The 25313-nt window shown below is 43.2% G+C and carries 19 protein-coding genes and 2 tRNA genes; 7 read left to right on the forward strand and 14 right to left on the reverse strand.

Annotation, left to right across the window (positions count from 1 at the left end; all coding sequences use genetic code 11):
• Positions 1-120 precede the first annotated feature (120 nt).
• The 3 genes from TAO_RS07030 (at position 121) to TAO_RS07040 (ending at position 3583) form a co-directional block, all read left to right on the forward strand.
• Positions 121-1758: an alpha-D-glucose phosphate-specific phosphoglucomutase gene (locus TAO_RS07030; protein WP_096527244.1), complete on the forward strand. Its 1638-nt coding sequence runs from the start codon at positions 121-123 to the stop codon at positions 1756-1758.
• Between the two features lie 118 nt (positions 1759-1876).
• Entirely contained in the window at positions 1877-2767 is an 891-nt protein-coding gene (locus tag TAO_RS07035; protein WP_096527245.1) for a hypothetical protein, read from the forward strand.
• Between the two features lie 219 nt (positions 2768-2986).
• Positions 2987-3583 (forward strand): Maf family protein, encoded by a 597-nt coding sequence (locus tag TAO_RS07040; protein WP_096527246.1) that lies wholly within the window; start codon positions 2987-2989, stop codon positions 3581-3583.
• Here the strand turns inward: TAO_RS07040 and rsmA are convergent.
• From rsmA to TAO_RS07060, 4 genes are read right to left on the reverse strand one after another with little or no spacing between them, the layout of a single operon-like run.
• Complete coding sequence (gene rsmA, locus TAO_RS07045; RefSeq protein ID WP_096527247.1) at positions 3578-4381, reverse strand: 16S rRNA (adenine(1518)-N(6)/adenine(1519)-N(6))-dimethyltransferase RsmA; 804 nt, start codon at positions 4379-4381, stop codon at positions 3578-3580. The two genes, TAO_RS07040 and rsmA, sit on opposite strands and share 6 nt — an antisense overlap.
• Positions 4382-4383: 2 nt before the next feature.
• Entirely contained in the window at positions 4384-5376 is a 993-nt protein-coding gene (pdxA, locus tag TAO_RS07050; protein ID WP_096527248.1) for a 4-hydroxythreonine-4-phosphate dehydrogenase PdxA, read from the reverse strand.
• Positions 5377-5385: 9 nt separating this feature from the next.
• Entirely contained in the window at positions 5386-6672 is a 1287-nt protein-coding gene (locus tag TAO_RS07055; RefSeq protein WP_096527249.1) for a peptidylprolyl isomerase, read from the reverse strand.
• Positions 6673-6729: 57 nt separating this feature from the next.
• A complete protein-coding gene (locus TAO_RS07060; protein ID WP_408607623.1) occupies positions 6730-8961 on the reverse strand; it encodes an LPS-assembly protein LptD in 2232 nt (743 codons plus the stop codon).
• Between the two features lie 128 nt (positions 8962-9089).
• Between TAO_RS07060 and TAO_RS07065 the strand changes: the two genes are divergently transcribed.
• Both TAO_RS07065 and TAO_RS07070 read left to right on the forward strand, forming a co-directional pair.
• Positions 9090-9165: transfer RNA gene (locus tag TAO_RS07065), tRNA-Ala, on the forward strand.
• Positions 9166-9224: 59 nt separating this feature from the next.
• A tRNA-Glu gene (locus tag TAO_RS07070) sits at positions 9225-9301 on the forward strand.
• 71 nt (positions 9302-9372) lie between these two features.
• On the opposite strand, the gene TAO_RS07075 is transcribed toward TAO_RS07070, so the two are convergent.
• On the reverse strand, positions 9373-11784 hold the full coding sequence (locus tag TAO_RS07075; protein WP_096527251.1) for a hypothetical protein: 2412 nt from the start codon (positions 11782-11784) through the stop codon (positions 9373-9375).
• A gap of 175 nt (positions 11785-11959) precedes the next feature.
• Here TAO_RS07075 and trmB point away from each other — a divergent pair, with 175 nt between their 5' ends.
• A complete protein-coding gene (gene trmB / locus TAO_RS07080; RefSeq protein WP_096527252.1) occupies positions 11960-12658 on the forward strand; it encodes a tRNA (guanosine(46)-N7)-methyltransferase TrmB in 699 nt (232 codons plus the stop codon).
• Positions 12659-12742: 84 nt separating this feature from the next.
• On the opposite strand, the gene folC is transcribed toward trmB, so the two are convergent.
• The 9 genes from folC to TAO_RS07125 form a co-directional block, all read right to left on the reverse strand.
• Positions 12743-14017, reverse strand: coding sequence for a bifunctional tetrahydrofolate synthase/dihydrofolate synthase (gene folC / locus TAO_RS07085; RefSeq protein WP_096527253.1), 1275 nt, complete (start codon positions 14015-14017; stop codon positions 12743-12745).
• A gap of 10 nt (positions 14018-14027) precedes the next feature.
• The gene (gene accD, locus TAO_RS07090) at positions 14028-14888 is read right to left on the reverse strand and encodes an acetyl-CoA carboxylase, carboxyltransferase subunit beta (protein WP_096527254.1); all 861 of its coding nucleotides are present in this window, start codon (positions 14886-14888) and stop codon (positions 14028-14030) included.
• A gap of 19 nt (positions 14889-14907) precedes the next feature.
• Positions 14908-15720 carry a tryptophan synthase subunit alpha gene (trpA, locus tag TAO_RS07095; RefSeq protein ID WP_096527255.1) on the reverse strand — a complete coding sequence of 271 codons (813 nt, stop codon included), beginning with the start codon at positions 15718-15720 and terminating at the stop codon, positions 14908-14910.
• Positions 15717-16901, reverse strand: a complete 1185-nt coding sequence (gene trpB, locus TAO_RS07100) for a tryptophan synthase subunit beta (protein WP_172419110.1) — start codon at positions 16899-16901, stop codon at positions 15717-15719. Before trpB ends, trpA begins: the two co-directional genes overlap by 4 nt.
• A gap of 37 nt (positions 16902-16938) precedes the next feature.
• Entirely contained in the window at positions 16939-17559 is a 621-nt protein-coding gene (locus TAO_RS07105) for a phosphoribosylanthranilate isomerase (protein WP_096527257.1), read from the reverse strand.
• Positions 17560-17571: 12 nt separating this feature from the next.
• Entirely contained in the window at positions 17572-18354 is a 783-nt protein-coding gene (gene truA, locus TAO_RS07110; protein ID WP_096527258.1) for a tRNA pseudouridine(38-40) synthase TruA, read from the reverse strand.
• Between the two features lie 94 nt (positions 18355-18448).
• Complete coding sequence (locus tag TAO_RS10095) at positions 18449-20605, reverse strand: FimV/HubP family polar landmark protein (protein WP_269459389.1); 2157 nt, start codon at positions 20603-20605, stop codon at positions 18449-18451.
• Between the two features lie 74 nt (positions 20606-20679).
• A complete protein-coding gene (locus TAO_RS07120; protein ID WP_096527260.1) occupies positions 20680-21780 on the reverse strand; it encodes an alkene reductase in 1101 nt (366 codons plus the stop codon).
• A gap of 47 nt (positions 21781-21827) precedes the next feature.
• Positions 21828-22850: an aspartate-semialdehyde dehydrogenase gene (locus TAO_RS07125; RefSeq protein ID WP_096527261.1), complete on the reverse strand. Its 1023-nt coding sequence runs from the start codon at positions 22848-22850 to the stop codon at positions 21828-21830.
• Between the two features lie 417 nt (positions 22851-23267).
• Between TAO_RS07125 and TAO_RS07130 the strand changes: the two genes are divergently transcribed.
• The gene (locus tag TAO_RS07130) at positions 23268-25286 is read left to right on the forward strand and encodes a hypothetical protein (protein ID WP_096527262.1); all 2019 of its coding nucleotides are present in this window, start codon (positions 23268-23270) and stop codon (positions 25284-25286) included.
• The last annotated feature ends 27 nt before the right edge of the window (positions 25287-25313 follow it).

Raw genomic sequence — 25313 nt, forward strand, 5'->3', positions numbered from 1 at the left:
GCAGTATTTACAGAATCAAGGGATAATTTCACATATCTCTTATAACCGAATGGAATGATATGCAAATTATCCACGCCATCATTATGAAATTATCTAGCCGCTAAAAGAGTATTAATTGTCATGAATAGTATCCATACCATATCCACTACCCCCTATCTTGATCAGCGCCCGGGTACTTCTGGCTTACGCAAGAAAGTCAAACATTTCCAACAGCTCCATTATTTGGAGAATTTTATTCAATCCCTCTTTGATTGCTTAGAGGGCATCGCCGGAAAAACCCTGATTCTAGGAGGAGATGGACGCTATTATAACCAAGAAGCTATCCAAATTATTCTTAAGATAGCGGCGGCTAATAAAATCGGCCGAGTCTTAGTTGGCCATCATGGTCTGTTTTCCACCCCAGCCGTTTCCTGTGTTATTCGTCACCGCAAAGCCTTTGGCGGCATTATTCTCTCTGCTAGCCATAATCCAGGAGGGATAAACGGTGATTTTGGAGTGAAATATAATACCAGCCATGGCGGGCCAGCCCCTGAATCTGTCACCGAGGCTATTTACGCCCGGAGTAAAAAAATTGACCGATATTTTATTCTAAAAGCTGACGATATACCCTTAGATACGCTAGGGACTCATCATCTTAATGAGACGGTAGTTGAGGTCATTAACCCAATTACCGATTGGGCAGCATTAATGGAAAGCCTATTTGATTTCTCTAAAATCAAGGCTTTATTTGATACTGGGGCTTTCCATATGTATTTTGATGCTATGAATGCCATTACTGGCCCTTATGCCAAGGAGATTCTGGAACACCGCCTAGGTGCAGGCCCCAACACTGTTCTCAATGGCGATCCTCTGCCAGATTTTGGTGGCGGCCATCCTGATCCAAACCTAGTTTATGGAAAATCCCTGGTCACGAAAATGTATCGAGCGAATGCGCCAAGTCTGGGAGCGGCCTCTGATGGGGATGGAGACCGTAACATGATTTTAGGCAAGCGTTTCTTCGTCACTCCTTCGGATAATTTGGCTATTTTAGCTGCCCATGCTCATACTATTCCTGGTTATCGATCAGGATTAGCCGGCATCGCCCGCTCTATGCCTACGAGCCAAGCCGCTGATCGGGTTGCTAAAGCGCTGGAAATTGAATGTTTTGAAACCCCTACTGGATGGAAATTTTTTGGTAATCTACTGGATGCCGGTAAAGCAACCCTGTGCGGTGAAGAAAGTTTTGGCGCTGGATCTAATCACCTGCGGGAGAAAGACGGATTATGGTCAGTCTTATTTTGGCTTAATATTCTCGCAACACAACGCCAGTCTGTAGAAGCTATCGTTCGGAAACACTGGGCTAAGTATGGTCGTAATTTTTACTCTCGCCATGATTATGAGAATCTCCCCTCTGATCAAACGCAACAGCTCATAGAAGATCTACGCCAGCAACTTCCCAACCTTATAGGCAAACAATTTAACCAACACCAAATAACCCTCGCTGACGACTTTAGCTATCACGATCCGGTTGATCAGAGCATTACCTCTGGGCAAGGAATTCGCCTGTGTTTTGAAGATGGATCTCGGATCATTTATCGTCTTTCTGGCACCGGAACTGAGGGCGCTACCCTACGAGTCTATTTGGAAAGATTTGAGCCCGATCCTAATCAACACGGATTAGAGACGCAAATAGCCCTTAGCGATCTGATTCAACTAGCGAATCACTTAGCTCAAATTAAGCAGAAAACACACCGAATAGAGCCTACGGTAATCACTTAATTAAACCTTATCCTCATTGGATAAAAGTAAAGACTAAATTTGATATGAAACGCTGTAAGCAAGCTCCATGGGGAAATTATAATCTGCCAGTTAACCTTGTAAGATTTAAGGTAGCACAATGAAAACAATAAGCCCTAAAGCCCTTATTTTAACAGTGCTTATATTCACCCCCTTACTCCAAGCGCAAACTACTACACCTCAACCTAATCCACTCAGCCCCTCTATTAATTCATCTCGATCTCCCACCTTCCATAGTACTATCCTCGAAAGTGGCCTCTGGTGGAGTCCCCAAGATTCAGGTACCAGTTATAGTATTACTACACAAAATAATGTGCTGTTTATGGTTGTTAATACTTATGATCAAAGTGGTAACCCTACTTGGTTTACCGGATCGACTCAAATCCCTGCTTATTCAAAAGAACCAGATGGGAGTAATATCCTAGCAATTGATCTGTTGGAATCAACCGGAGGTTCTTGTTTAGGTTGCCCTCATCAAGCCCCTAAAACAAGCAATAGCCAAATGCAGATTTTTCTAAGTTTCTCCGATAGGGGCCATGGCCAGCTCACCATAAACGGTAAGCAAATGAACATCGTGCCGTTTAATTTTTATGGGACTGGCGTTGCCAGATTAGCGGGTACTTGGGGGATTAACTATTTTTCCCCTTCGGTTAGTATCGGAAGGCTCAATCAGATTGGCACTATCATTTGTTCTACTACCTTAGATAGCAGCAGTAGTAGTTTATTTGGTTTATCACTACTCGCTGATAGTTATTTTGTCAGTTTGATCCAGCAGACTGCTGATCCAGATATGTATTTAATCATTACCCAAGAAGGTTCCCTACCTGCTCAGTTTCGTGTAGGTATTTATATGTTATCAGGCTTAAATTACTTGATCGGTATATATGGCCTAGCCAATGATTCTGATGATATTCAGAGCTTTGTAGATCATCTTGCCTCTGAATTTAACCCAAGAGAAGAATCTATGGGGATTCGAATAAACAATATTTAAATACCTTGAATACTTTGGAAAATCATGAACTCCCCCCTGACGAACCCCTAAATAGCATGGCATCTGAAATCGAGCCTTTCCTAGACAGTACTACTCTAGCAAGAATAAAAAGCTCAATTCTTAGCATCGCATTATTCCTGTAGTTAAAGATTAATAGGGTTAAATCGTTTATAAAGCCTTCTATAGCCATATCAGGAAAATCAATTCATCGCACCTTCTATGACCTCCTCCTTATCTCTGCCCACCCTAATCCTAGCCTCCAGCTCACCTTATCGGGCAGCCCTGCTGAAACAATTGGGTTTATCTTTTAAAACCCACTCCCCTGATCTAGATGAAACGCCCCTACCCCAAGAACCTCCTCAACAGCTGGTTGCTCGGCTCGCTGAGGCTAAAGCACGAAAAGTAGGGGCTAAACTTCCCAATGCGCTGATTATCGGGGCTGATCAGGTGGCTGTGCTGAATCAAAGTTTACTGGGAAAGCCAGGCACTCATGAACGCGCTTTACAGCAATTACGCGCTGCTTCCGGACAGAGGGTGATTTTTTATACTGGCCTTTGTTTATTTAACACGATTACCGGCCAAACAAGGACAGCTATTGAATTCTTTCAAGTGGAATTTCGCCAGCTTACAGAAACCCAAATAGAACATTATCTCCAGCGAGAGAAACCCTATCAATGCGCAGGAAGTTTTCGCTCTGAAGGATTAGGCATTGCCCTATTCAAACGTCTTCAAGGGGATGATCCCAGTGCCTTAATTGGCCTACCACTCATCCGTTTAACTACGTTTCTAGAGCAAGAAGGTTATCCAATTTTATAGATCATTCCTATCTTGTGCTAGCCAATACTGAGTCAACCTAAGGTATTGCTCTAAACTAATTATCTCGGGCCGCTGCTGGGGATCAATTCCAAGCGCTTTGATGGCGACTAAATCTATAAGACCTTTAAGGCTATTGGCTAAAGTTTTACGCCGCTGGGAAAAAGCCTGAGAAACAACCTGACTTAGAGCTTTATGAGGAATATCCGGCGCTAAAGGAGAATGGTGCGGCTTTAAGCGTACTATCATGGAATCTACTTTCGGGGGAGGAATAAAGGCCCCTGGCTTTACTATAAATAAAGGTTCAACCTCGCAATAAAACTGAGTCATCACACTCAAACGCCCGTAGTTTTTATTTCCTGGTTTTGCAGCCATCCGCATCACGACCTCCCGCTGCAACATAAAATGCAGATCTTTAATAATCTCAATCTGAGTGAACAAATGAAACAATAACGGAGTTGAGATATTGTAAGGTAGATTGCCCACTACCCGCAGTAATTGATTCTTACGGGCAATAGTATGGAAATTAAAAGCTAAAGCATCCGTATTATGGAGTCGTAAATCTCCTTTCGCTGCACAAATACCCATAAGATAAGCGACTAAATCCCTATCTATCTCTATCGCCTCAAGATAACCTAAACGCTTTAGCAACGGAAACGTCAATGCGCCTTGACCTGGGCCAATCTCCACTATTAAATCCCCAGACTGAGGATTAATAGTACTCATCAGACGCTCAATAATTTGTGAGTCATGAAGAAAGTGCTGCCCAAAACGCTTACGCGCTTGATGCTCTCTAGCCATCACTAGGATTTCTGCTGAAAACTTGCCATCTCTAAAGCCGCATTAATCGCCGCCTGTAGACTACCCGTATCCACGGAGCCACTGCCAGCAAGCTCTAAAGCCGTACCATGATCCACAGAGGTACGGATAATAGGAAGCCCCAAAGTAATATTGACTGCTTGGCCAAAGCCTAAATGCTTAAGCACTGGTAATCCCTGATCATGATACATGGCAAGTACCGCATCAGCCTTTTTTAGATACGGAGGAATAAATAGCGTATCTGCGGGTAACGGCCCCAAAAGCGCCATACCCTCAACTCGCAAAATCTCTAAAACAGGTTGAATAATTTTAATTTCCTCATCTCCTAGATACCCACCCTCTCCCGCATGGGGGTTTAGCCCGCAAACTAAAATCTGCGGTCTTGAGATTCCAAACCGTCGCTGCAGATCTCGATGTAATATCCGTAATGTACCTTCTAGACTTTGACGAGTAACAGCACTACTTACCTTACTTAGAGGTAAATGAGTCGTTGCCAAGGCGACTCGTAATCCGGGGGCTGCCAACATCATTACCACCTGAGAGACACCGCATAACTGAGCAAGAAATTCAGTATGACCCGTGAAGGCTATTCCCGCTTGATTAATGATACCTTTATGGAGAGGACCCGTAATTAGGGCCGCAAACTCTCCACTAATACACCCTGCTACACCTTGCCGTAAACAATCTAAGACATAGGTTACATTATCAGCAGAAAGATGACCTGGTATCACTGGCCTCGTAGTCTTTAGGGGTAAAACTTTGAGTCTTCCCGGTATTCCAGGCTTTGGTGGTTCCATGGGATCATAGATTTCAGTAATAATACTTAGTCCGCGTTGCTTGGATCGTTGAATTAAAACCTCTGGATCGGCGATAACAACTAATTCATAATGCCGTTGCTGGCCAGCAAGCTGAACTACAATATCAGGGCCAATTCCAGCAGGTTCACCCGGGGTTAGAGCTAATCGTAGGTAAGTCATTGAAAATCATCAGCCCTCTGGCATCTCCAACCGATATTCTACATAAGCTTCATCACGCAACTGGCGGAGCCAATTTTCCAGATCTTCTTCAATTTTACGCTGACGAATCGCCATTTGAGCTTTACTTCGATTATATTCTTCTGTCATATTTTGTTTTCGCCGATCTACAACTTGGACGATATGCCATCCAAATTGAGTCCTAAAAGGCTTGCTGATCTCACCGGGATTAAGGGAAAGCATGACCTCTTCAAAGAAAGGCACCATCTGCCCTGGACTCACCCAGCCTAAATCTCCTCCTTTTATAGCGCTTGCTTTATCATCAGAGTGAGCTTTTGCTAGCTTCTCAAAACTCTCCCCCTGTAAAGCCCGTTGGCGTAGCTGATTAAGCCGAATCTGAATATCCTCATCCCCGGTGAGTTCATCAGCGCGAATAAGAATGTGCCGAGCATGAGTCTGAGTAATAATCTGCTCCTCTTCTCCGCGTCGATCTATCAATTTAACAATATGAAAACCGCTAGGGCTGCGAATTAATGAACTAATTCCCCCTATTTGGAGATCAGGTACTACATTGACAAATAAAGTAGGAATCTGACCCATTTTACGCCAACCTAAATCTCCTCCCTCTAGAGCTTGCTGGCCATCAGAATAAGCAATGGCGGCCCTTTGAAAATCTCCTTCTTGCTGTAATTGCCGTAATATTTTCTCAGCTTTAACCTTAGCTGCTTGAATATCTTCTGACGAAGCCGCCTCAGGAACTGCTATTAAAATATGAGCCAGATAATACTCTACATCTGGATTACCTTGTTTTTTTTGGGTAGCTAAAAAATTATCAATTTCAGCTTCACTGATAGTGATATGATCATCAATCTCGCGTTTATGGAGCTGAGAGATCACAATCTCTTTGCGTATATTTTCGCGTACATCCGCATAGGAAAAACCATCTTTCTCTAAGACATCACGAAATTGACTCAGCGTCAGCTTATTTTTCTCAGCAATACTTTGTAAAGCTTGATTAAGGGTATCATCCCCCACTCGAATCCCAATACGATCTGCTAGCTGTAGCTGCAAGGACTGTATAATAAGCCGATCTAATACCTGTTTCTCCAGCACATGGCTCGGCGGTAGAGGCGCACCTCTAGATTCTAATTGAGCTTCTACTGTACGGATCATCTGATCCAATTCGCTTTCCAATACTATCTCATCATTTGCTACCGCGACAATACGATCAAGGTGAGGTGTTGCAAAACTATGTGTAAACCCAAATAAGGTAAAAATACCTATTAATAATTTTTGCATAGCATCCTACTTAAATAACAAAAATAAGTGCTATCTTGACCCAAGATATTGTTATAACTACTGATAAACTGGCGGCCCATAGCCAGGGACACTTCTCCTAAGTATCGTGTCTACCTTCTGTCCTATATTACCCAACCCCTTAAGCTCCAGCTGTACAAGAATTGAAGTATTCCTTTGCCCTTCAATATTAGTAATATAGCTACGACCCACGACTCGTATTGCCCAGCAGCAGCTGTCGTATTCTAATCCTCCCAGCATCTCAAGTAGTCGATGATTTCGAATATCTTCATACCAACGGCCTACCACATTCCAATGATTGGCAATCGGATAACGGCCAGAAACATCAATCTGCTGCAATACAGATCGACGATAACGATAATTGATGTTCATTAACGCACCATTTTCGCCTCGATAGCGCACCCCAGCTGAGCTTAGATCAGTTTGATCGTGGCTTGGATTAAAACGATATTCCCCCAGCAACGACCACTCCTTGGTTAGCTGAGCCGCCATTTCCGAGACAATCACAGAGCCGGTGACACTATCATCAAGTACATCCGGTAAAGTAATCCTACGTTTATGAAAAAAATCGATCGCACCCACAGAGGCTCGAAACCGCTCAGTCCCCGTAGCCGATTCAAGTAATCGGCTCGTTAAAGCCAAGGTTACTTGGTTAGCATCATTCATACGATCCGCCCCAGTAAAACTATTGGGTTGAAAGAGACTAGCGAAATAATTATCTAAAGGGGCCGTATCAAACACCGGAAAATTTTTCTGATCTTGATAAGGAACATAAAGATAATAAGCCCGTGGCTCCAGAGTCTGACGAAACCCTCCGCCTCCCAAGGATAATTGCCGCTCAAAGGTAGCGCCAGTATCGATATTAAAAATAGGTAAAGTACGACTTAAAAAAGTAGAAGTTGGAGTCACTGCATCGGAAGTATTCGTTAAAAAATACTGAGTATCTCGCACCCCAATGCTCGGCGTAAAATAGGTACCCCCAGTTCGTAGCGGCAAACTCACTGTAGGCCACAAGTCTACACGGGTTCCCCCCACTGCATTAATTTTCTGAAAATTTACCGCCTCCCCATGAACGCGAACATCTAATCCTAAAAATCGATCTGGAAAAAACCCGTCCACTAAAAACTGAGGTAACCGCCGGTAGGGGAGAAAAGCATCTGGGATAGTGGGATCAATCGATTGAAATTCCTGAGCACGCCCTATAGCATTCCAGCCATTACCTTGATAACTAATATCAGCCTCACTACTCAAAGCGACGGTACTGGCCATACTCAGGCTATTACTGAAGTCTTCAAAATACCTATTATCAGAAACCTGATTAATATCAACATTAGTAAACCAGCGCGGCCAGGGACTACCCGTATGCTGCCAAGAAAAAGCCCCTCGAGTTTTATGGGCCTTTTCATCCATAGGCAGAAAAGTTCCCCGCACCTGACCCTGGTTAGAGCGGTTAAGATAGCGAAATTGCCCGCCAAGCATAAAACCGCGCTCAGAGAAATAACGAGGCGTAATCGTGGCATCCCGATTAGGGGCAATATTCCAGTAATAAGGAATACCAATACTCGCACCTGAGTTGGTAGATCTTCCTCCTGAAGGGGCTAAAAATCCAGATTTACGCCGATCATCAATAGGAAACCGGATAAAAGGAAGATAGAGCACAGGAATATTCCCCAACCTAAGACGAGCATTACGCGCGAAACCTACTCCAGTCTCATGATTCAGGTCTACTTTCCCCGCCTCTAGTCGCCAAGCATTATCTCCAACATTACAGGTGGTAAAAGTCGCCTCTTTAAGCTCAGTTTTAGTTGATCCTTGCCGTTTTACCCCATCCGCCTTTCCCCGGGCATGGTAATCTCGTAAAAAATAGCGAGCGTTCTCAGCCTCACCCACATCCGTATCTAAATTTACTTTAGTAGAATCGCTGGTAATATCTAGCATAGCATCTTGGTAATGGGCATCCCCCAAAGCCCTTATCGTCTTATTTTGCTTATCATAAAATGCCTTATCAGCATCTAACCATTGCCCTCTACGTCTAAGCTTAACATCGCCAATAAAAGTTGAGATTCCCTCTTTCTCAGCCTCAGCTTGATAGGCGGTCACATCTATTGGGCCTGAAGGTGTTGGATCCAGTATCTCATCAGATTCAGCCTTGATAAATGTCCCTCCGCATGATTCCCAGTTAGGCGGCGTTTGCGCCGCCCAAGTTAATGGAGTTAACCCCAAGAGGGAAATCGCTGCCACTACTAGAAGAATATTTTTTCTTTGTTCCACGCAGTATAAACACCACATCAATGGCAGGTAAAAAAGTACAGAATCTACTAATCTTTTAATCCTGTCCAATAGAAAAATAGAATTACGCTTGATATATTATTGCTGCTCCCGTAAAATGGTTCCTTTACGGGGCCATAGCTCAGCTGGGAGAGCGCTTGCATGGCATGCAAGAGGTCGGCGGTTCGATCCCGCCTGGCTCCACCAGACATTGTCATGTATACTTAGCTATCGCTATCCCTAAAGCGGTAAATATAAAGACAATTGTCCCCATCGTCTAGACGGCCTAGGACATCGCCCTTTCACGGCGGTAACAGGGGTTCGAATCCCCTTGGGGACGCCAATTTATATAGGCTTTATCTTCTTCAAGTTGGGTGGTAATTACAGGCCATTTATTTTTCTACTAAAATCACGTTAATCCCTTAAAAAGCCTAGCTTAAAGACTTGAGGGCTTAATTTCTCGGTAAGTATCTGGTAGGCATTTTCAAATACGCTGAAATCTATAGGTAGATCATCGCCAGATTGATTTCGCCGTTTAAGCGCGTTACGAATTTGATACCAGCCTACATCGGGGCGATTAAGCTTTAGTTCGTCCCTAACAATACGTGGGGCTGTTTTTGTGAAATAGGCACGCCATAAATCACGACCCGCATCCAAAACGGCTGCTGCCTCTAGGGATAGAAGTTTTTCTTTCAGGTATTCAACCATGAAATTGGATTCAAAACGGTTTTGTGCGCCTACTTCGTTTTCCGTATAAGGGATGAAATGATTAACGATAGACCAAGTACGGCCATTCCACTCTAGCCCATCCGCACTAGCTGTTAAATTACTGCCATTAAACAGCATCCATAGTAAACAATCATTTTTAAATTCGTCTGTTAACAGCTCGGAAGGTTGCAAAAATTGATCTCGATCATTGATCCACGTGGGTTTAATTAAGCGGCGCACGGAAAAGACAATAGCCGATTGCCAAAGATTATCTTTTGTTACAAAGAAGCCACCCGCGCTACAATATCCAGAAGATAAGAGCGCAGTTTGTGTTCCTGCGTTTTGTAAATCCGACCCTTTACAAATCATGCTACCAATAGCATTGTCAGCCCATTTCGTGCCACGCACATCTTTAGTGCTAATTGTTGGGGAAAGTGCGTTTTTCAAAGGAAGCACACCAATATTGTTTGATCGGGGGCGCTTTATCCAATTACCTAGTAGAGCAGAATTTAAACCATTGAAAAATGTTTTTTCTCCAATAGGATTAGCTTTTTTATCTAAAATTTCCGCTCGTATCTGGGTGATAGGGGTTTTTCTACCGTTTATGTCGGTTTTCCAAATTAAAAAGCCAATAGGAAAGTCTCCCTTCAATCCATCAAAAGCTTTACTATGAACAATAAATCCACCCAAATATTTAGCATTCCACGCGTCACGAAATTTTTCAAAATTTGGCGCATTTACATATTTTAATTTACTAAACATTGCTAGCGTGGCTGTGGGGATTTCTTTTTTTATTCTATACATAAACTGTAGAAAGACTTCCCGCGAAGCGTAGCCATAATCCTCCATAGTGCGCCCCACTGCGGTCTTTGAAACCCCTTTTTTGCTTTCAGCGTTTTTTCCACCGGATACCGTTAAATTGTCGTTATTAGCAGCCTCTGCATAAGGTGGGTTAATCAAAACAAGCATTTTCTTCCCCTCGGAAATAGCCTTTCTTAACCCTTCGGGTATTTTGTTGGTCACAGAATAGTTGATTTCCCCATCTTCCGTGACATCATCATTAAGATAGTCGTACTGAAAGCGCGTAGCCGCTACGCAGGTTTTGGTTGCATACATTACATCCACATCCGCCTGATCCAGCGTGGACATATAAATATTGCGATGGTTAGAGTGTTTGACTTCCAAATTGCCAACACCGCAGCACATATCCCAGATAATATATTCACGCTGCCAGTTTTTACCCAGCGTTTCCGTCAACTTATCATAGGCTTTATCTACCACATGAAGGGGGGTGTAATAAGCGCCCTTGAAAGAACGTTCATCATAAGGAATTAAACTATCCCGACGCTCTAATAGATAGTTACGATATTCTTCATCTGGCGGACGGTGATAGATCGCCCAAAACCGACGATAACCTTCTTTATTCCCCAGTTCATATAATTTTCCATCCAGCATAAACACGGGTGAATTATTTTTATGCAAAAGCTGTGCGGGTAAATTGTCATGGGTGGAAACAAAGCCATCGCTCATGATGTCTGCAAAAAATAAAAGAGCGTATTTGTTTTCTGCAATCTCGCCTATTTCACGGCCAATCATTTCCACCCATCTATCAAACACCTGTTTCAGATTGTCGGGCGTAATTTGTGTGCGGATAATATCGCCGGATTTAATAGCCTCTTTAACAGTCTGTATAAACTCCTTTTCGTGCGTGGAAATTTTAAAAGAAACAAGATAGGTGCCGATAAACGCGGATACCTGCTCCAGCGCTTCTTTAGGGAATTGGCTAGCAGATTTTCCCCATTTAATTGTTTTCTTTTTTAGAAATGGTAAAACATCTGCCGTTTTCATGATGGCAGCTTTTTCGGTGTCAATAACCGCTAGAAGCGAGGGGACGATTTCGCCCTTATTTAACGCAGCCTGCACATAGTGTAATAATTGCGTGAACATGGCATAGGTTGACACTGTGCCTTTATCTTTGGCCTCAAACCAGATTTCATCGGTTACAATGTCGATCAGCCCTTTTCTATAGCCTTTTAGCCCCAACGCCTTGATATAAATATCCTTTACATCTTCTTCGCTTTTCGCGGTTTTTAATACTTCATACAGATTAAACGCCATTATTATTGCCTTTTGTTTTTAATAAATTCGCTTTTTCCGGAATTCGCTGCTGCTAAAACCTGACTTTCGCGCCCAATTCCCATAAAATATCGGCCTAAATGCCGGCTAAAAGTATAAATATAAGTAAGCTATATCATTCAATGTATCTAAGTAATACTGATTTGCCTTTAATGCCATGTTAAGTTTATTAAAACCCAATCAAATTCACCTAATACCCAGTTTCGTACGCCGAGAAGGTCGAATCACGCCCGCTCAAAAAAAAGCCCTTGAACAATTATGGCCTATCTATGGATTGTCGCTAGGCGCAGGCTATTTAGATTTAACAGCTATTTTTTCGCGACAAATACCCCTTATTTTAGAAATTGGCTTTGGCAATGGGGAATCCATAGCTCAACAAGCCTACACGACTCCAGAAGTAAATTTTCTTGGAATTGAAGTCTATCGCCCTGGGGTAGGTCAATTATTAGCGCAGCTTAAAGCAAAAGAATTAAAAAATGTTCGCTTGATCAATGAAGATGCTTTAAAAGTACTTCAGTACCATCTCCCAGATCAATCTTTAGACGGGGCTCAGATTTTCTTTCCTGATCCGTGGCCTAAAAAACGTCATCATAAACGACGGCTGATTCAATTACCTTTTATTGATTTACTCTGGCATAAAATCAAACCCAATGGATGGATTCATTTGGCTACAGATTGGCAAGATTATGCTATCCAGATGATGGAGGCACTCAGCCAATACAAGGGCTTTTATAATATCGCGGGCCAAGGACAATTTATCCAAAATCTTGGCCAACGGCCCATCACTAAATTTGAACACCGTGGACAAAGATTAGGAAACCTAGTTTGGGATCTTAAATTTAAGCGAATTGATTAACTCAATATATATACATATATACCGCTTAAATTCATCTAAAGAATTGAGAAAAATCAATTAGGATAAGGGAAGAAAAACGAGTAACTAGCTATTAAGTCCTGTCTCCTCTAGCCGCATGACCGCCTCTACAGTATGAAATGAGCCAAAAACGAGTACTCGATCCTCTGGCTGCGCTACCGCTAAGGCAGCCTGATAAGCTTCAGTGACCTTCTGATAAACACCCATTACTCTAATGGTATCACCCACCCGCTTAGCTAAGGCTTCTACCGATAATCCTCTATCTCCTTCTAGTCCACCTAAAAACCAACCATGGATACTCTTCTCTAGGCTAGCCACTACTCCAGCTATATCTTTATCCGCTAGCATGCTAAAAACGGCATAAGTTTTTCCATGGCAGGGGGTTTTGGCTAGAGACTGGGCAAGGAATCGGGCACCATGAGGATTATGAGTCACATCAAATATTCGCGCTACTGAACCGGCGAGGCACTGAAAACGCCCCGGAAGATTCACGGATACTAACCCCGACCTAATAGCTGTTTCAGTTACTGGCAAACGATCCTTTACCAATTTAAGTACCATGAGCGCTGTCGCTGCATTCTGATATTGATAGATACCCTGCAAGCGAGGTCGAGGCAAATCAGTATATCGAGTAGTATCATTCCACCAAGACCAACCATCATCCATTACTCGATAGTGGAAATCGTAGCCTATTTTATACAATGGGGTAGATAATTTCTCGGCATGGGCTATCAAGCTTGTTGGAGGATCTAAATCACCACACACTGCGGGACAATGGGGGCGAAAGATCCCAGCTTTTTCAAAGCCGATAGCTTCTCGATCATGACCCAGCACATTGACATGGTCAATATCAACTGTGGTAACCGCCGCAATATTTGCATCTAAGGCGTTTACAGCATCAAGGCGGCCTCCTAACCCTACTTCCAGTACGGCGACATCTAATGCCAATTGGTGAAAAATATCAATGGCGGCTAATGTACCAAACTCAAAATAAGTCAAGGAAATCTCTTTACGGGCACTATCAATGCGGGCAAAGGACTGGCAAATCACTTCATCTGCTAGCGCTCGCCCTTGCACTTTAATACGCTCGTTATAGCGCAGTAGATGGGGTGAGGTGTAGCTACCTACTCGATAACCTGCAGCCAGTAGGATAGCTTCGATCATGGCCACTGTAGATCCCTTGCCATTAGTTCCAGCTACGGTTATTACTGGAAACGGCGGTTGATGAAGCGCCATTCGCTTAAGTACTGCCCCTGCCCGAACTAGGCATGGATCAACTCTTGGCCAATGAGCGGTTTCTTGCCAAGCTAACCAATCCGAAAGCTGTGAAAATCGAGCCATTTTGATAGGCTCATAGAGAAGATTTATGGGTTAATATGGCCAATAAATTAGCTATACAGTGGGAAAGCTCTCGCCGATCAACAATCATATCAATTGCGCCGTGATCGAGTAGAAATTCACTGCGCTGAAAACCTTCAGGTAACTTTTCACGTACTGTCTGGGCAATCACTCGAGGGCCTGCAAAACCAATCAAGGCACCTGGCTCAGCAATATTAATATCTCCTAACATCGCTAAGCTAGCGCTTACGCCCCCCATCGTAGGATCAGTCAGTACCGAAACAAAGGGCAGCCCTTGCTTACTAAAACGAGCAAGCGCGGCACTAGTTTTACTCATCTGCATTAGTGAAAATAGTCCTTCTTGCATTCTCGCCCCACCACTAGCAGAGAAACACACTATCGGAACCCGGCGCTCAATAGCCGCTTCTACACCTCGAACAAAACGCTCACCCACTACTGAACCCATAGAACCGCCCATAAAATTAAACTCAAAGGCAGCCGTAATAATCTGTAGCCCCTTTACTTGGCCTTCTACTACGATAAGCGAATCGTTCTCTTGGGAGGCTTTTTGAGATTGAGCTAATCGATCCTTATATTTTTTACTATCCTTAAATTTAAGCGCATCAATAGGCTGTAAATTAGCTCCAATTTCCTCTTGACTCCCCTGATCCAAAAATATCGCTAAGCGTCGACGAGCATTGATTCGTCTATGGGTACCACACTTATGGCACACATCCATATTACGCTCTAGTTCTGCTCGATAGAGGATCGCATCACAAACATTGCATTTAATCCACAGCCCCTCCGGTACCGATTTGCGCTTAGGTCCTTCAGTACGAATCTTAGAGGGGAGAAGTTTTCTAAACCAGCTCATAGATTTGGATTATTCTTGATTAATTAACCCTTGCATCAATAGCTTTACGCATAGCCGATAACAAAGCGCCCACCTCTCTTGGAATCACCTCTGGTGTATCTTGGTATTGCTCAATACCCTTAACTAATGCACTCCCCACTACTACGGCATCAGCAACAGCAGCTATTTTAGCTGCGGACTGAGCATCTTGGATACCAAAACCAACCCCTACTGGAATACGGGTATAACGTTGAATCATTCGTACACGCTTACCCACATCCTCTACATTTATGGTATTGGCACCCGTGACTCCCTTTAAAGAGACGTAGTATACAAAACCACTTCCCCAAGCACATATTTTCTCAATACGCTCAGGGGAGCTAGTGGGTGCTAACAAAAAAATAGGATCCAGCCCTTGAGTTTTATAGGCTTCAACAAATGGCTCAGCCTCCTCAAGCGGCATATCCACCGTAAGAACGCCATCTACTCCCTGAGCAACTGCTTGCTTAGCAAAGGTTGGATACCCCATAATTTCAATAGGATTCAAGTAACCCATTAAAACCACAGGGGTAATGTTATCCCTTTGCCGAAATTCAGCCACCATAGCCAATACATCCGTTAAAGAGGTCCCTGAAGCAAGAGCGCGTTCACAGGCTTTTTGAATTACTGGACCATCAGCCATAGGATCAGAAAAAGGAACGCCAAGTTCTAAGATATCAGCCCCTGCTGTAACCAAAGCATGCATTAAAGAGACAGTTACCGCTGGTTTTGGATCGCCAGCAGTAATATACGGAATAAGGGCTTTTCGCCCTTGCTGACGAAGAGTAATAAAACAAGTGGCAATTCGGCTCACAATGAGATCTCCATTATTCTAGCAACTATATTAATATCTTTATCACCTCGTCCAGATAAGTTAATAACAATCGTCTGATCTCGATCTAAAGTTGGCGCTAGAGTCATCCCATAAGCTAAGGCATGGCTACTTTCTAAAGCCGGGATAATACCTTCATTTTGAGTTAAAGTATGAAAAGCAGCTAAAGCTTCTGTATCTGTAATCGCCACATAAGTAGCACGCCCAGAGTCCTTTAACCACGCGTGCTCTGGTCCTACGCCAGGGTAATCAAGCCCAGCAGATATAGAATAAGTATCTACAATCTGGCCATGGCTATCTTCTATCAAATAAGTCCGATTTCCATGGAGAACTCCGGGTCTACCAGCACATAAAGATGCCGCATGCTTCCCAGTTTCTAGCCCATGTCCTGCCGCTTCTACCCCGTAAAGGGCTACCTGCTCATCCTTAAAAAAAGGATAAAATAAACCAATGGCATTAGATCCACCGCCTACACAAGCTACTAATGCATCGGGAAGAGATCCTGTTTGTTCTAAAATCTGCGATCTAGTCTCTCGCCCAATAATCGCCTGAAAATCCCGAACCATTACTGGATAAGGATGGGGCCCAGCTACAGTCCCAATCACATAAAAAGTATCATCCACATGGGTAACCCAATCCCGCATTGCCTCATTCAAAGCATCCTTTAAAGTTTTAGAACCAGATGTTACAGGAATCACTTCTGCCCCTAATAGGCGCATACGATAGACATTAGGGGCTTGTCGCTCCACATCTTCAGCCCCCATATAAACAATACACTTCATTCCTAAACGGGCAGCTACTGTAGCAGTGGCTACCCCATGTTGCCCAGCCCCCGTCTCAGCAATTAACCGTGTTTTTCCCATGCGTTGGGCTAATAATGCCTGACCCACGGTATTATTAATTTTATGCGCCCCAGTATGATTAAGATCTTCTCGTTTTAGGAAAATACGTGCTCCGCCCAGTTGCTCACTTAGGCGCTTAGCAAAATATAATGGGGTTGGTCGCCCAACATAATAAGCAAGATCAGCCTGTAATTCGGCCTGAAAAGCTGGATCATCTCGATAACGTTCATAAGCCTGACGAAGCTCTTCAATAGGCTCCATTAAGGTTTCGGCCACGAAACGGCCGCCATAGGGACCAAAATGGCCGTTCTTGTCAGGCATTTGATCGTAATCTCTAGCAGCTGCTAGACTCTGAGATTTAATAGACACTATATACACCTCGCATAAAGGCCGCCATCTTTGCGGCATCTTTCACGCCTTTACTCTGCTCAACCCCACCACTCACATCTACCGCATAGGGTCGTACCTTCATTATTGCTTGAGTTACATTCTCAGAACTTAACCCTCCAGCTAAAATAATTGCCTTGGGAAAATCTTTAGGAATACGATTCCAATCAAATACCTGCCCTGTTCCTCCAGGTACTCCTATCTGATAGGTATCTAACAATAAAGCTGAAGCATTTTTATAAACTTGAGCCAATTGCAAAAGATCAACACCTGTTATCATCCGTATCGCTTTAATATAGGGCTTATTATAGCGACTACATTCTTCAGGAGACTCATCCCCATGGAATTGTAGGGTATCAATAGCCACCATATCCAGCACCTCTTGAATATAACTCATGGTAGCATCCACAAATAATCCAACTACAGTTATAAAAGGTGGCAACGCCTTCACAATCTGGCAGGCTTGCTGAAGATTAACTGCCCGTGGACTCTGAGGATAAAATACCAAGCCAATGGCATCAGCTCCTAAAATAGCCGCATGGACTGCATCCTCATGACGAGTGATACCGCAAAATTTTACTCGAATACGCATTATCGAGGAAGTCTACCAAATAACGGCAGGAGCTGAAAACCTAGGAAGGTTAAAACGATCTGGATAATCCACTCCGAGTAAGTATAAACCATCAGGGGGAGCAGTGATACCTCCCAAGGATCGACACTGAGCCTGTAAAACCTCTGCTGCCCAATAGGGCGGTTGATCTCCCTTTCCAATAGTCATTAGTACCCCAGCAATATTACGTACCATGTGATGGAGAAAGCCATTTGCTGAGATATCAATGATTATACAGTCTACTTGCTGAGTAACCTCTAAACGATATACATTTCTTATTGGGCTTTTAGCCTGGCAAGCTGTAGCCCGAAAAGAGGAAAAATTATGCTCACCTATTAAATAACCTCCAGCCTCTCTCATCTTTGAGGCCGTTAATGGGTGGCAATACCAAGTCATACGCCGGTGCTTGATAGCCGATCGTATTCTTCGATTAAAGATAATATACCGATAATGTCGTACTATTGCTGAAAATCGGGCATGAAAACTTTTATCGACAGGCCGAGCCCATAAAACAGCCACATCTGGCGGCAAATTAGCATTGCATCCAAATATCCAGCTATGGGATGAACGGGTAGCAATCGTATCGAAATGAATGACTTGAGCAGCGGCATGCACCCCCGTATCCGTACGCCCCGCTGCGATAATTGTGACTGGATGATTAGCAACTTTAGAAACAGCTTGCTCTAATATCGTCTGAACCGTACGTACACCTTCGTGTTGCGTTTGCCATCCACAAAAATTAGAACCTTCATACTCAACACCCAATGCAACTCTCATAAAGTAAGATCATGGAAAGCAAACCCCTGTAACTCAACCGTATATCTACCTAAAGCTACAAATAAACTAAGAGGGGTAAGTTTAACTTCAATGCTCAAGAGGCCTTCGCTAGCTTAACAAGCAGTTCTTTCCCAATATTTTGCTGCTCTTCATTACCAGCTGCAATTACTTCTTGTAAAATATTCGATGCCCCTTGAGTGTCATTCATATCTATATAGGCACGAGCTAAATTCAGCTTAATTTCTATTTCATCTAGATCCTTTATTAATGCCTGACCTGGAAAATAAGGCTTTTCTGGCTCACTACCCGTCTCCATAACATCTATATTCACAGAATCAGCCTCTTGGGACTCTTGTTGAAACTCTTCTAGCTTTAGTAAGGAAAAAGGAGGATCAACCGAGATAAATGATTCCTTTTCTACCTCTAGTTTCTCTTTCTCGCCCTGATTAACAACTTCTTCTTTCCTAACTGGAACATCATATTTAATTATCCCCTCTCCACTAAGTGTAATTTCTAATGTCTCATTATCTGGCTCAGCTATCTGCACCCCTATAAGACTTCCTTCAGTATCAGGAAGAGGCGCTATGCTCTCTTCATTAAATACTACCCGTGGGAAAATTACGTTTGATGGAGGTTCACTAGAGGCTACCTCCAATTTTTGAAGAGATCCCTTATCATTTTGCGGTATATTTTCAGATACCCAACGGCGAGGACTGAGAATATTACCTTTTCTCACCAATTTCACTCGTATTGAATCTGTTAGCTTCTCTAAAGCCACCTTGATATTTTCAGCTACGCTAAGGGGCGGATGAATAGCTAAATCGTGAGTAGACTCTCTACTAGTAGCTGCTGTATAAACTTCCCTCTGCATTGTTGGGTTTACTATCTTTTTACTTATTTCCCCATGATGATCTGTAGCTGGCTCGCTCCAATTTACCTCTTTATTAACCTCAGACTTAAGGGCTTTACGCTGGCGCACATGTCTAATTATTATTAATAAAAACAATATACTGATTCCACTGCTGAGTAGCGGTAAATTGATTGAAGTTATAATACGATTAAATATACTTTCAAGATCACGCTCATTCCTTTTAGATTCCGGTATTAGGTTTGCATTTGTCTTTGCCAAAGAGGATAAATCAGAGCCCGCGCTAGAAAATTTTTGATTAACAGCAGGAGGATCAGCCAATTCATCCTTACTTAACAAAAGATTCTGCAACAAGCTCACCTGCTGTTCCATTTCTTGGAGGCGGGTTTGCATCTTTTCATTTTCTTGTACCCAATTATTAAGCGCCTCATTTATCTGTAGTAATTGGATTTGCAAATCAGCAACGCTATCCTCGTTTATTTCTGGCATTGTTTCTTGCTGAAGATCTTCACTTTCATCCGCTAAAATCTTAGCCTCATCCTTACCTAAAACATCCTTTTCTTTTAATTCTTCCAACGTAGCGAACTGGGTATCGTTACTTAATTTTCTATTGCTACTTAAGGATTCCCAAATCTGGTTTTGCTGCTGTACTTGATAGATGGCCTCTGCCGTAGAAGTAAGCTTTAATACTTCATCTTCTGTCGGTACATTAAGCATTTCTCCGGCTTTTAAACCATTAATATTATTATGTATAAATACGCTTGGGTTAGCCCTTTGCAACCCGATCATCATTTGCTGTAGGCTAACAGAAGGTCTAGATTGTAGTAAGCGCTGGGCTATCAATGACAAGGTATCCACCGGCTTTACTGGTCCATAGCTAGAAAGGGTTACTTTAGGCTTTGAAGTATTTACTGTCTTGATATCACCGTTATCATTCGCCTCTAGATCGCTCATAGCAAAGACCAGCTGTTCTTCAGGAATAGGAAGATCAAAGAGTACAGTGTACTCACGTAGTAAGCGCCCTCTAGGCCAAACGACAGCGGCTAAAAAATTAAGGAAAGGATCTTGAATAAGATCTTGCGAGCTTACTTCTATCGTAGCTTCACCCGTATCTTTATGTACTAAGTGAAAATGTAGCTTATTGCTCAACACCGGAGCCCGATCAATCCCCGCCTGCAGAAACTCTTCACTTGAGGCTAGCCCTATCTGGATATTTTCTAAAGGTATCTGGCCTATGCTTCGTAACGTGATTTCTGCCCTAAGCGGTTGATTAAATTTAGACTTAATCTCAATTTCCCCTAACTCCAAAGAATGGCTTCTTTGTGATAAGAGGATTATTAACAGCCCTGCCGTCAACAAGCTAGTATTTCTTATTTTTTTCACTGCCTATTTACGCTTAACCTATCAATGAAGGAAGCTATGGGATTAATTTACGGTCATAAGGTTAAGCGATCCACTTATGCAGGTAGGCATGGATAGTCAATATAGCCTTCTTCGTCACCGCCATACCAACCAATTGAGCGAGGCTCATTATAAGGGCCGCTTTGTTGAATCCGTTCAGGTAAATCAGGGTTAGCTAAAAATAGTCGCCCAAAAGAGATAAGGTCAAAAGTGCCTCTTTCAATATAATCCCTTGCTGCCTCAGGCGTTATATAACCATTGCCTATCAGAAGGCCTCGATAATTCGGTTTAATCATCTCTAATAACTGTGGCATATCCCCCGATACCCTGTCCCAAGAATTGGCATCAGCAAGGTGAATATAAAGCACACCAAGCTCATCTAGCATCTTGGCCACCGCACTATACGTATCCGCTGGATTAGGATCGAGGGCATTATTATAGGCGGCGGTTGGTGAAAGGCGGACACCCACACGGTGCGCCCCTATAGCACTGATAACCGCTTCCGTAATACGCCGTAGAAAACGTAAGCGATTTTGCACATTGCCGCCGTAGGCATCCTCACGGCGATTGACCATTGGTGATAAAAACTGCTGTATCAGGTAGCCGTTAGCCCCATGAAACTCCACACCATCCATCCCCGCACGAATAGCGTTGACAGCAGCTATACGGTACTCTTCAATAGTGGTTTCAATCTCAGTTAGAGTCATCTCCCGTGATGGGCTGGCGGCAATTCGGGTGTAATTGCCATTGGCAAGCTGACCCCAAACATTTAAAGTGTCTAGATCATCATTTACGCCAGAAGGCGACAAGGGAGGCTGACCATTTAGAATAGCCTGCGAACCTGCACGACCACCATGCCAAAGCTGCATAAAGATTCGCCCTCCTTGTTTATGCACTTCGTTAGTGATGGCCTGCCAACCCCGCACCTGATCTTCGCTGTAGATTCCAGGTGCTTTCTCAAACGCGCACGATCTTGGAGAAACGTTAGTTGCTTCCGTGATTAACAGGCCGGCAGAAGCCCGCTGTCCATAGTAGCGGATACTCATCGGAGCCGGAACATCCCCTGCCTGAGCGCGACTTCGAGTCATCGCGGCAAGAACAATGCGATTAGGTAGGGTCAGCTCACCTAATTTCAAGCTATCGAATAATTTGGGCATGGAAACTCCTTCAAGAATTTAGGAATGGATTTTTGCTGCTCATGTTACTATAGATAATTCCTAATAAGCAGTTCTGCAATTTGAATACTATTCAAAGCCGCCCCTTTGCGAACGTTATCGGCCACGATCCATAAATCTATACCCCTAGGGTGGGAAATATCTTCCCGGATACGGCCTACGAAAACTAAGTCCTTACCTGATGCCTCCGTTACTGCAGTAGGATATCCCCCATTCTCGCGCTCATCCAAAACCAAAACCCCAGGTGAGTTCTGTAGCAGTGATCGCACTTCAGCCGCTGTAATCTTGGTCTTAGTTTCCAAGTGCACCGCCTCAGAATGGCCATAAAAAACCGGTACCCGGACTGCCGTTGGGTTCACCAGAATAGAATTATCCTCAAGGATTTTTTGCGTTTCCCAGACCATTTTCATCTCTTCACGGGTATAGCCATTGTCTTGGAAAGAATCGATGTGGGGCAATACATTAAAGGCAATCTGCTTGGGGTAAGCTTTAGTCGAGACAGGGCGACCATTCAGTAAGGCGGAGGTTTGCATAGCCAGCTCCTCGATGGCTTCTTTACCGGTACCCGAGACCGCCTGATAAGTAGCCACATTAATTCGCTCAATACCAACGGCATCATGGATGGGCTTTAAGGCCACTAACATTTGAATCGTGGAGCAATTTGGATTAGCAATAATCCCGTGGGTTTTATAGTCTGCAATGGCTTGGGGATTAACCTCCGGAACCACTAGAGGGATATCATCGTCATAGCGGAATTGAGAAGTGTTATCAACAACAACACAACCGGCAGCAGTCGCTTTAGGCGCATATTTCGCGGAGATTTCTGCCCCTGCAGAAAATAACCCAATCTGAGCCTTAGAAAAATCAAAGTCAGCTAGGTTTTCTACCGCTATTTTTTGGCGACCGAATGCTATTTCTTCACCGGCAGAGCGCTCACTTGCTAAAGGATATACCTTGTTTACTGGGAAATCTCGCTGCTTCAAGATCTCCATAATAGACTGCCCAACAGCTCCAGTGGCTCCAACAACTGCTACATCAAATGTTCTACTCATAGTAAAACTCCGTTTTTAAGTTAATATCAGGAAACGCTTTCCTAATAGATATTCCTATAGGGAAGACAGCGATGTTTCTACTAAATGATCTGTTGATTATAGAGAGAATTCTATTACGATGACGGGATGTTAATTTGCTTATGATTAGATTTAGATTAAAGTACCCAGAAGAATACTGAAAATTATGGCTATATGGTAGAGGATCTCCCTGGTTCTCCCCAAGCTTATCTATCCTTCTGATATAAAATTAATCAATGATGATTCTACTCAGCCTACCCCTAACCCCTATTACTTATTTTACTCTCCCTCGGCAGGGCATGGCTTAGCGAGCAGGGCAGCTTAGCCTCAGTAGGATGCAACGGATGTCTTATCCTCCCTACGATACAGCATGATCTTGTTTTACTGGCTGTATTTCTTATGGCTTCTATTTTATGGGTTAAATTACCCCGTTATGTAAGATGGCTTACTTTACTGATACAAGCAGGGCTGATTCTTATTATTACCACCGATCTCATTATTTTGGCTGAGTTTGGAATGCGCTTAAGCTGGCATGATGTCGTTAAATTTGGGGGAGAATTCAAAGCCATTAGAGGTTATTTAGACGCAAAATTAACCACAATAACAGGTATCCTTGCCCTTATAGGTATAGGGGTTTTGTTGAGTAGCTGGATAGGACATCTAAGGGCTGTCAGTTATCTCGACCGACAAGGTATCAGCAGGATAATGATAACCGCGCTAGCGTGTCTTTTACTCTATGCGCTACCCATCTTAGCGCACCACCCCCTACCCTGGCTTTATCGCAATGTAGTGGAAATTAATCTCCCCAGTGGGGTTGATCAAACCTATAGCCAATCCTACCAGTCGCATCTGCAAGCTAGCTATACAACGCCCCCGTTAAATGGCTATGAAACTCATTTTTTACCACCTCTAGATTCTATGCATAAGGAAACATGGCTAAAGCGCTTAGGATTCCACAATGTGGCAGAAGAAATCCCTCAAGACTATTACGCAAAGTTATCTGAACTCAGTCGACCTGTTCCTGCATATTACAGGAGAGGAGGTACTGAGATAAATACTGATCCTGAAAGCAAGGATGATTTCATAGCGCCTGAAATCGATAAAGATATTCTCTATCGATCTCGCGATCACGATAATGGTCAAATCACTGCTGGTATTAGTAGTGATGAAGTCAATACATTAGCAGCAGCTTTAGATCAAGTCATTACTGATCCTGATGTTGTCAGTCAAGACAAAGGTATTCAAAAAATATATCAAGCCTTACTAGCTGACAGATCTGGTAGTAAATTAGGCACATTAGGAATTACCAATGGAAGACACATAGCTGATAATGTGAATTCTGTTATTCAAAACAGAGCGGTTGAACCTAAACCAAGTTTATTTGATACAGAAGCCTCTTCCGTTTTAGGTGGTCTTGCAGAGATAGGCGGCAGTGTCATCTCCAAGATAGCTTCAAGTATAGAAGATGCTGCCGTAGGCGTGGCTTCTATGCTTGCTCCGAACGAACGGACTGCTAGCAATATCTTATCTCATGCCCCTAGTGCTAACGAGCCAAGTGCTGATAGTGCTGACACTGTGACGGGTTTTAATAAATTAAAGCAATTGATGCAAATGCAACAGGATGACGCAATTTATGAGCGTCAACAGCAGCAGGATTATAGTGCAATGAGAGCGTTTAGACATGGCTTAGAACGAGTAGGTAAAGGTGTTTATGATGTTGTAAGCAATCCTATTGATTCAGTTTCAATTTTAGCTGGTCTTGTAGTCCCACAAATAGGAATCAGTGCAGGAGGAGTATATCTAGGTAGTAGGATAGCTAGCCTAGCTAAAGCGACTAAGTTTGATTCTAAGATAGCTAATGCAAATTATGCAGGTAGTGCTAAGAAGATACTTTCTGTAGCTAATGAAGCGCTAGCGGCAGGTGTTACTATTACAGGTGCTGATAATATTCGAACCTTTAAGCAAATAAGTCATTTACCTGAGAGTTCTTTCGGTAAAAGTGAAGTATACAAATCTTTTAGACAAGAAGGATATACCCATGAAAAGGCGGCAGAGATAACAGCAGCTTCTATTACAGGGAATCACTTTTTCACTAGGTCTATGGTGAATGCTCTATTTGCTGTTCCTTTCTTTCACTTAAAAAATTTAACTAAGTCTCAGAAACAGATACAACAAGTTCAACAGCAAATAGCTAACAGTAGGGCAGGTAGAAAGATATTCGCTGGCTTAGTAGTAGGTGGAGGCTCTATGGGGGCTGACCAGATAGGACTAAATATCTCTAGGGAACAAGAGCTACACCAAGGGAAGAGTGTATTCAAAGGTGTTCCTGAAGCTGCTGGAGCAGGTATAGGACTATTTGCTGGGTTCCATGGTATAGGTGCAGCAGTAGCGAATGCTATTAAACAAGCTGTAAAATAGAATAGGTAGTTAGGTAGTGTAAGTGCT

The sequence above is a fragment of the Candidatus Nitrosoglobus terrae genome, assembly GCF_002356115.1.
In the GTDB taxonomy this organism is placed as follows: Bacteria; Pseudomonadota; Gammaproteobacteria; order Nitrosococcales; family Nitrosococcaceae; genus Nitrosoglobus; species Nitrosoglobus terrae.

Coding starts and splice junctions, on each gene's coding strand:
- TAO_RS07105 (WP_096527257.1), bottom strand. CDS start 17,559: ATGCGTATTCGAGTAAAATTTTGCGGTATCACTCGTCATGAGGATGCA.
- pdxA (WP_096527248.1), bottom strand. CDS start 5,376: ATGACTTACCTACGATTAGCTCTAACCCCGGGTGAACCTGCTGGAATT.
- TAO_RS07055 (WP_096527249.1), bottom strand. CDS start 6,672: ATGCAAAAATTATTAATAGGTATTTTTACCTTATTTGGGTTTACACAT.
- truA (WP_096527258.1), bottom strand. CDS start 18,354: ATGAGAGTTGCATTGGGTGTTGAGTATGAAGGTTCTAATTTTTGTGGA.
- TAO_RS07125 (WP_096527261.1), bottom strand. CDS start 22,850: ATGAGTAGAACATTTGATGTAGCAGTTGTTGGAGCCACTGGAGCTGTT.
- rsmA (WP_096527247.1), bottom strand. CDS start 4,381: ATGGCTAGAGAGCATCAAGCGCGTAAGCGTTTTGGGCAGCACTTTCTT.
- trpB (WP_172419110.1), bottom strand. CDS start 16,901: ATGCCTGACAAGAACGGCCATTTTGGTCCCTATGGCGGCCGTTTCGTG.
- TAO_RS07130 (WP_096527262.1), top strand. CDS start 23,268: ATGGCTTCTATTTTATGGGTTAAATTACCCCGTTATGTAAGATGGCTT.
- TAO_RS07035 (WP_096527245.1), top strand. CDS start 1,877: ATGAAAACAATAAGCCCTAAAGCCCTTATTTTAACAGTGCTTATATTC.
- folC (WP_096527253.1), bottom strand. CDS start 14,017: ATGGCTCGATTTTCACAGCTTTCGGATTGGTTAGCTTGGCAAGAAACC.
- TAO_RS07040 (WP_096527246.1), top strand. CDS start 2,987: ATGACCTCCTCCTTATCTCTGCCCACCCTAATCCTAGCCTCCAGCTCA.
- accD (WP_096527254.1), bottom strand. CDS start 14,888: ATGAGCTGGTTTAGAAAACTTCTCCCCTCTAAGATTCGTACTGAAGGA.
- TAO_RS07030 (WP_096527244.1), top strand. CDS start 121: ATGAATAGTATCCATACCATATCCACTACCCCCTATCTTGATCAGCGC.
- TAO_RS07075 (WP_096527251.1), bottom strand. CDS start 11,784: ATGGCGTTTAATCTGTATGAAGTATTAAAAACCGCGAAAAGCGAAGAA.
- trmB (WP_096527252.1), top strand. CDS start 11,960: ATGTTAAGTTTATTAAAACCCAATCAAATTCACCTAATACCCAGTTTC.
- TAO_RS07120 (WP_096527260.1), bottom strand. CDS start 21,780: ATGCCCAAATTATTCGATAGCTTGAAATTAGGTGAGCTGACCCTACCT.